Origin of the sequence: Intrasporangium sp. (assembly GCF_036566125.1) — a bacterium.
Taxonomy (GTDB): domain Bacteria; phylum Actinomycetota; class Actinomycetes; order Actinomycetales; family Dermatophilaceae; genus Intrasporangium.
In genome coordinates, this window is record NZ_DATCWX010000350.1 from 1 (window position 1) to 7717 (window position 7717).

8 protein-coding genes are annotated in these 7717 nt (G+C 69.6%); 6 read left to right on the plus strand and 2 right to left on the minus strand.

Features of this window, described 5'->3' with window-relative positions:
- The 3 genes from VIR15_RS20680 to VIR15_RS20690 form a co-directional block, all read left to right on the plus strand.
- A partial coding sequence (locus VIR15_RS20680; RefSeq protein ID WP_331931301.1) for an MMPL family transporter occupies positions 1-1721 on the plus strand: 1721 nt, incomplete at its 5' end.
- Between the two features lie 98 nt (positions 1722-1819).
- On the plus strand, positions 1820-2299 hold the full coding sequence (locus VIR15_RS20685) for a GNAT family N-acetyltransferase (RefSeq protein WP_331931302.1): 480 nt from the start codon (positions 1820-1822) through the stop codon (positions 2297-2299).
- Positions 2300-2453: 154 nt separating this feature from the next.
- Positions 2454-2915, plus strand: a complete 462-nt coding sequence (locus VIR15_RS20690) for a hypothetical protein (protein WP_331931304.1) — start codon at positions 2454-2456, stop codon at positions 2913-2915.
- A gap of 28 nt (positions 2916-2943) precedes the next feature.
- On the opposite strand, the gene VIR15_RS20695 is transcribed toward VIR15_RS20690, so the two are convergent.
- The gene (locus VIR15_RS20695) at positions 2944-3264 is read right to left on the minus strand and encodes a hypothetical protein (protein ID WP_331931306.1); all 321 of its coding nucleotides are present in this window, start codon (positions 3262-3264) and stop codon (positions 2944-2946) included.
- 499 nt (positions 3265-3763) lie between these two features.
- Between VIR15_RS20695 and VIR15_RS20700 the strand changes: the two genes are divergently transcribed.
- Both VIR15_RS20700 and VIR15_RS20705 read left to right on the plus strand, forming a co-directional pair.
- Entirely contained in the window at positions 3764-4966 is a 1203-nt protein-coding gene (locus VIR15_RS20700) for a CaiB/BaiF CoA transferase family protein (RefSeq protein WP_331931308.1), read from the plus strand.
- Between the two features lie 7 nt (positions 4967-4973).
- Complete coding sequence (locus VIR15_RS20705) at positions 4974-6467, plus strand: carboxyl transferase domain-containing protein (protein WP_331931310.1); 1494 nt, start codon at positions 4974-4976, stop codon at positions 6465-6467.
- A 140-nt stretch (positions 6468-6607) separates the two neighbouring features.
- Here the strand turns inward: VIR15_RS20705 and VIR15_RS20710 are convergent, their stop codons facing one another.
- Positions 6608-7231 (minus strand): FMN-dependent NADH-azoreductase, encoded by a 624-nt coding sequence (locus VIR15_RS20710; RefSeq protein WP_331931312.1) that lies wholly within the window; start codon positions 7229-7231, stop codon positions 6608-6610.
- Positions 7232-7318: 87 nt separating this feature from the next.
- Between VIR15_RS20710 and VIR15_RS20715 the strand changes: the two genes are divergently transcribed.
- Positions 7319-7717, plus strand: a 399-nt coding sequence (locus VIR15_RS20715; protein ID WP_331931314.1) for a MarR family winged helix-turn-helix transcriptional regulator, incomplete at its 3' end; no start/stop codon positions are given.

A 7717-nucleotide genomic window follows, 5' to 3' on the forward strand; every position in this document is an offset into this window, starting at 1 on the left:
CTCTGCTCGTCCTGCCCGTCGACGCCGCCGACCCCACGGCTGCCTCGGACGCGGTGACCGAGATCCGCAGGATCTCGAAAGCCGACCTGCCCGATGGACTGACTGCCCAGGTGACGGGTCCGGCGGCCGTTCAGGCCGACCTGGCCGCAGTCTTCGACGGCGCCAACCTCCGTCTGCTCATCGCGACGGCCTCCATCGTGGCCTTCCTGCTCGTCATCACCTACCGCAGCCCCGTCCTCTGGCTCATCCCGCTGACGGTCATCGGCGTCGCTGATCGCGTTGCCACCGTCCTGGCCACCCACACACTGCACTTCTTCGACATCCCGTGGGACGAGTCGACGACGGGCATCCTGTCGGTCCTCGTCTTCGGCGCCGGCACCGACTACGCGCTGCTGCTCATCTCCCGCTACCGCGATGAGCTGCGCAGGCACGCCGACCGGCGTCGCGCCATGGCTGCGGCCATGTCCCGGACGGCCGAGGCCGTCGTCAGCAGTGCGTCAACGGTGGTGCTCGGCGTGCTGACGCTGCTCCTGTCGGCCTTCCCGTCGACACGCGGGCTGGGTGTCGCGTCGGCAGTCGGGATCGTCGTCGCAGCGGCCTTCGCGCTGCTCGTCCTACCCGCGGCTCTCGTCGTCTTCGGTCGATGGGTCTTCTGGCCGAAGATCCCGCACGTGGGCGAGCCGGCACTCGCGGACCGCAACTCCCTGTGGAAGCGAATCGGCGACCTCGTTGCGGCCCGTCCCGGCACGGTCATCGCCGTGACCATCGTCGGTCTCCTCATCGCCTCGGCCGGCGCACTGGGCCTGCGGACCGGGCTGTCCGTTTCGGACCAGTTCCTCGAGAAGCCGGAGGCGATCGCCGCCTCGGAGCGGCTGGCCGCGTCCTTCCCGGCCAGCAGCGCCGACCCGGCGGTCGTCGTCACGACCGACGATGCGCGCGCTGTGCTCGCCGCAGTGGAGGGCGCCGACGGCGTGACCTCGGCACGCATCGGCAACGAGGGCGGCGGCGTGACCCAGATCGACGCCGTCCTGGCCGGCGCGCCCTCGTCCGATCAAGCCCAGCGCGGCGTGACCAGCCTGCGGAGCGCTGTGGCGGACTTCGACGGGACCCACGTCGGTGGCACCGAGGCCGTCGCCCTCGACTCCGCGACTGCGGCAACGGACGATCTGCGCCTCATCCTGCCCATCATCCTCGTCGTCGTGCTGCTGGCCCTGATGCTGTTGCTGCGCTCGGTCGTCGCACCGATCATCCTCGTCACCACCGTCGTCGCGACGTACGTCGCCAGTCTCGGGATCTCTTGGGTCCTGTTCACCCAGGTGTTCGGCTTCGAGCGGCTCGATGACACAGCGCCCCTCTATGCCTTTGTGTTCCTCGTGGCCCTCGGTGTGGACTACAACATCTTCCTCGTCAGCCGAGCGCGCCAAGAGGCGCGCGAGCACGGCGTCCGACAAGGCATGCTCCGCGCCCTCGCTGCCACGGGTGGCGTCATCACCAGCGCCGGCATCCTGCTCGCCGCGGTTTTCGCCGTCCTCGGCGTGCTGCCACTGGTCGTGCTGGCGCAGGTCGGCGTCATCATCTGCGTCGGCGTGCTCCTCGACACCCTCGTCGTTCGGACCCTGCTCGTGCCCGCCATCGCGCTCGTCCTCGGCGACCGCTTCTGGTGGCCGCGCAGTGTGTCACAGAAGGCTGAGGAGCGCGCAGAGACACCGCAGCTCGTGTAGGCGAGTGGCAACCACGAAGCGGTGGGAGGATGCACACACCTGGGTCGGACGCGTCGCAGGTGCTTCCCGCCGGTCCGAGCACGACTGAGAGCAGGATTGTGGAGTATCGGATCCGCTTGGCCACCGCCGCCGATCAGGCAGCCGTCGAGGAGGTCACCCGCGCTGCCTATCAACCGTGGGTCGAGGTCGTCGGTGGCCGACCCGGACCGATGGACTCCGACTTCGCGTCCCTGATTGCCGACAGCAAGGTGCAGGTCGCAGTCGCCGAGCAGGCGGCCGACCTGCAGCCATCCGTCGGGGGCGTGCTCGTGCAGGCGATGGAGGCCGACGTTCTCCTCATCGAGAACGTCGCGGTCCACCCTGCGCACCAGCGCCGCGGCTTGGGTATCGCGCTCATCACGTTCGCTGAGGACACGGCCCGTCGGTGCGGACTCACGACGGTGCGGCTGTTCACCCACGAACGGATGGCGACGAACATCGCGTGGTACGAGCAGCTCGGCTTTGTCATCAGCGGAACGGAGCCGATCGAGTCCGGGCGGCTCGTGCACCTGCGCAAGACGATCGGGGACGTGAGCTAGTGCCCTCTCTCCGCCATCCAGCCAATCCACCGCTCGGTCACGGGGCGACTCGAGCGGCCGCGCTGCACCAAATCCAGGGAGTGGATTTGGAGGATGGCAACACGGTCGGCGGGCTGCTTTGATGGGCCGAAGGACCTCAAGGAAGAGGTGGGTCATGAACGCGACAGACCGTCACAGCAGTGACGAGCTCGACACCCAAGGGGCCGGCACGCGCCGAACCGTCCGTTACGTCGCGGCCGCCATGAGCGCGGCCGTCGCGATCCTCTACGTCGTGCTCATGCTCCTCGTGCGGAACGCAGAGCTCGAGCCGGGTGCGACCGACACGACGACCTATGGCGGCTACGTCGGTCTCGCCGTCGCCTATGCCATCGGCGCAGTGATCCTCTTCGTCGTCGACAACCGCACCCTGCACCTGCTCGGCGTGGGTGTCCAGATCGTCGTCCTCCTGCTCTTCCTCGCCTTCGGGGTCGGGCTGCTGGGAGAAGGGGCCCTCGAGAACGAGGCCATCAGCCACCTGCCCCTCGGCCTGTGGGCGACCCTCATCACCGGGGCCCAGGTCGTCCTCCTCGCGATGCTCGGCTACCTCGCAGACTGGCGCCCGCGCGAGTCGGCCTGAAGCCCATCCCGTCGAGGTTGCTGACCTCTCAGCAGACGTTGATCCGGTCTTCCGGGTAGGTGCCCTCGGGCTCCAACCGGATCTCGAAGGGCGCGTTGCCGATCGTCCCGGTGCTCTCGCTCGTCCACACGATGGGCGACAGTTCCATCAGCGGATTCGGCGAGCCGTGATTGTCGCAGCCGAAGTTGTCCTTGTAGATCATCTCGAGGTGCAGGAAGGTCTCCATGTCGGCCCGGGAACCCAACCGCGCCCTGGTGAACGCGGCGGTCGACGTGGCGCGCGTCCTGGCGGTGGCCACCTCCGCGTCGAACCGTGCGGCCGGCGCCGCCCCGTTGCCCAGGTTGGACAACCGTCTCGGCGACGGCGCGCAGGTCCGCGGCCCGGACCGCCCGAGCGGCCTCGTCGCTGAGGGTGGGCCATGGCGGCCCCTCGCGGTTGATCTTCAGCGCGGCAGCGTGCAGCTGCGCGTCCATCCGAGCCGCGGCCGCGAAGAACGCCTCGAGCTCAGCGGGCGGCCACCACGAGGGCGACCACGACCACGACGGTTGTCACGACCAGCGCAGTCCGACGATGCGGAGCGGTGCCGCTCGGCGAAGAAGTACTCACAACGGATCACAACCCCCCTCTTCTGCACTCACAGCCTCGACGCTGAGCTCGGCCGGCGGAACGGCCAAACGTCCCGATAGCGAGTCAGCAGAGCGAGCACCTGCCGACCTCGGGCGAAGCGTCACTCAGTTCGACGGCAGAGTCCGCCAAGCGCCGCCCCCGAGCAGGGGCAAGGCCTGACACTCCCCCGCCCGGCGCGGACTGGCACAGTGGAGCCTCAAGCCAGCCCAGCGGCATACGGCATGATCCCTGCACGAGGAGCGCACGTGAGCGGACCCCTGGACGACATCGTCGTCATCGACCTCTCGCGGGCCCTCGCGGGACCGCACGCAGGCATGATGCTCGGCGACCTGGGAGCCCGGGTCATCAAGGTGGAGACGCCAGGGCACGGCGACGACACGCGTGGGTGGGGCCCGCCGTTCGTGGGTCCGGAAGACGACCCCATCTCGACGTACTTCCTCTCGTGCAACCGCAACAAGGAGTCGGTCACGCTTGACCTCAAGTCCGAGGACGGCCGTGACACCCTGACGCGCCTCGTGCGGCACGGGGATGTCCTCATCGAGAACTTCCGCCCCGGCGTGCTCGATCGGCTCGGATTCCCGACCGAGCGGCTGCACGAGATCAACCCGCGCCTCGTGATCCTGTCGATCAGCGGCTTCGGCCACGACGGCCCTGAGGGTGGGCGCGCCGGCTACGACCAGATCGCCCAGGGCGAGGGCGGCTTGATGTCGCTCACCGGCAGCGGTCCCGACGACCCGCAGCGGGTCGGTGTCCCGATCGGTGACCTCCTCGCGGGGATGTACGGCGCCTACGGAGTCACGGCCGCCCTGCACGAGCGAGATCGGACGGGGCGGGGGCGCGTCGTGCGCACCTCCCTGCTCGCGGCCATCGTCGGAGTGCACGCCTTCCAGGGCACGAGATACACCGTCGCCGGCGAGGTCGGACGCGCGCAGGGCAACCACCATCCGTCGATCGCCCCCTACGGCCTGTTCACGTGCAAGGACGGCATGGTCCAGATCTCCTGTGGGAGCGAGGGACTGTGGGTCAAGCTCGCCTCCGCGTTCGGCATCGACCCGGCAACGCCCGGCCTGGCCACCAACCGGGAGAGGGTTGCCAACCGGGATCGTCTCATCGAGCTCATCGACGCGGCCTTTGCGCCCTATGGTCTCGACGAGCTCGTCGAGCGGCTCGCCGAGGTGGGTGTCCCGGCAGGCCAGGTGCGGACCCTGGACCACGTCTACGAGTGGGAGCAGACGAAGTCGCAGGGGCTGGTCCTCGACGTCGACCACCCGGTGCTCGGGCCGATCCAGATCCCGGGGCCGCCGATCCGCTTCGACGACAACGCTTATGCCGGTGGCCGCTCCGAGCACCTGCACCCGCCGATGCTCGGCGAGCACAACGAGTCGGTGCGTGCGTGGCTCGACGAGCAGGACGCAGGGGCCTGAGGCTGCCATGACATCGAAGCCACGACTAGGGGCCCGCGAGCTGCTTGACACCGTCCTCGACGAGGGTTCGTGGGCCAGCTGGGACAGTGCCCCCGCGCAGCCCGCGCCGGAGGATTCGCCGTATGCCGCTGAGCTGGCTGCCGCTCGCGAGCGCAGCGGGTGCGACGAAGCCATCATCACTGGCGAGGGCCGGATCCGGGAGCGCCGCGTGGCCATCATCGCCGGCGAGTTCCGCTTCCTCGCGGGGTCGATCGGGGCGGTTGCGGCCGAGCGGATCGTCATGGCGTTCGAACGTGCCCGGCGTGAGCAGCTGCCGATGTTTGCGGCGCCTGCCTCGGGGGGGACCCGCATGCAGGAGGGGACGCCGGCCTTCGTCGGGATGGTGAAGATCAGCGCGGCCTGTGCACAGTTCAAGGCGGCCGGGCTGCCGTACCTCGTCTACCTCCGTCACCCCACGACCGGCGGTGTCTTCGCGTCGTGGGGCTCCCTCGGGCAGGTCACCGTGGCGGAGCCGGGAGCGATGATCGGGTTCCTCGGCGCCCGGGTCTACGAGGCACTCTACGAGCGGGCCTTCCCCGAGGGCGTCCAGACGGCCGAGAACCTCTTCGAGCACGGGCTCATCGACGCCATCCTGCCGGTGGAGGCCCTCGCCGAGACCGCCGACCGGGCGCTCAACGTGCTCATGGGCGCACGCGAGGAGCCACCCGTCGTGGCCGACGTGGCGAGGGAGCACCTGCCTGACCTTCCGGCGTGGGACTCCATCGAAAGGTCCCGGCGGACCGATCGACCCGGCGTGCGGGCCCTGCTCAAGCTCGGCGCGACGGACGTGCTGCCGCTGCACGGGACGGGCTCCGGCGAGTTCGACCCCGGGTTGCTCATGGCCCTGGCGCGGTTCGGCGGTGCGCCGTGCATCGTGCTCGGGCAGGACCGCCGGGGCCAGACGCTGGACGAGCCGTTGTCCCCCAAGGGGCTTCGCGTGGCGCGGCGTGGGATGGCGCTGGCGCGCGAGCTCGACCTCCCTCTGGTCAGCATCATCGACACTGCCGGTGCGGCACTGTCCAAGGAGGCCGAGGAGGGCGGCATGGCCGGGGAGATCGCCCGGTGCCTGGCCGAGCTCGTCACTCTCCAGGCCCCCACGCTGTGCGTACTGCTGGGGCAGGGCACAGGCGGTGGGGCGCTCGCCCTGATGCCCGCCGACCGTGTCATCTGCGCCCAGCACTCGTGGCTCTCGCCACTGCCCCCCGAGGGTGCCTCGGCGATCCTGCACCGGGACACGACACATGCGCCCGAGCTCGCCGCGGCCCAGCGGGTCAGGTCGCTGGATCTGCTCGCCGACGGGATCGTCGATCGCATCGTGGCCGAGCGCCCCGATGCGGCAGACGAGCCGGCGGAGTTCTGCGAACGGATGAGCCAGGCGATCCAGCACGAGCTCGCCGTGCTGGCCCGCGAGGAGCCGGCCCCACGACTGGAGGCGCGCCTCGCCCGCTACCGCCACCTCTGACGTGGATTGAATGTCCAGGTCAAGCCGCCCTTGGGGGACGGATGACGGGACGAGGCGTTGCGGCTCGTGCATGGGCAGGGGCTCGACCGGGTTTGGTCCCGTCATTGCGCCCCGAGTGGCACGAACCGAGGTGAGGCACCTCAGAGCTTGAGGGCCGCCTCGCGGACCTCGTCGACGGCGGCGGCCCGAAGCACGTCCGCCTGGTCCGTGGCGAGGTTGGGCCGGAATTCGATCGTCGTGATGTCCTCGACGCCGGCCCAGTTCAGCCACCACTCGAGGTAGGGCCGCTGGAAGTCGATGCCGAAGGATGCCGGCCGACCCGCTCCATAGACCGCGCTCGTGAGAACGAGGACGGCCTTCTTGCCGGTGAGCAGGCCGGAGTACCCGGACTCGGCGTCGAACCCGAAGAGCATCCCCGGCTGGCTCACGACATCGATCAGCTGCTTGAGGACATAGGGAATGCTCCCGTTCCACATCGGCACGGACAACAGGTACGCGTCCGCAGCGTCGAGGCGCCGGAACGCTGCGATCGCTCGCGCCCACTCGACGGCTGCCGCGCCTGTGGGCTCGTCGCCTCCAAAGACGGCCATCTTGGCTGCCGTGGCGTCGGGACCGAAGCCGGGCAGAGAACCGTCCCAGAGATCCCAGTGCTCGACGTCGACGTCCGGGCGATCGGCGACCGCCGCCACGTAGGCGTCGGCCAGTGCGAGGGACTCGGACGCCTGGCTGCGCGGCGAGGCGGAGATGTGCAGTAGTCGGGTCATGGGGTTTGCCTTTCCCAGTGATTATGTGCGTGTGCACGTAACTATAAACGTGCGGGCGCACGCAATCAAGCAGGTACTCTCTTCCTCATGGCCCCTGCCTTCCGTTCTCGACGACAGCTTGCGGCCGACGCCTGGGGAGCGCTGCTCCAGACGCACGCCGCCCTGGTTCCGGAGCTCGACCGGTCCCTGCGGTCGCACTCCGGACTCCCCCTCGCTTGGTACGACGTCCTCCTCGAGCTCTCGGCAGCCGACCACGGACACCTCCGCATGTCCGAGCTCGCCGAGCGCGCGGTCCTCAGTCGGACCCGGATCAGTCGGGTCGTCGACGAGCTCGTCCGGGCGGGCCTCGTCGCCAAGGAGCCCAACCCGGTCGACGCGCGGTCGTCGTATGCCGTCATCACCACCGAGGGCAGGCAGCGTTTCGAGGCGAGTGCGCCGCACTACGTCGGGCAGATCGAGAAGCGCTTCGCTGCCGGGTTGAGCGAC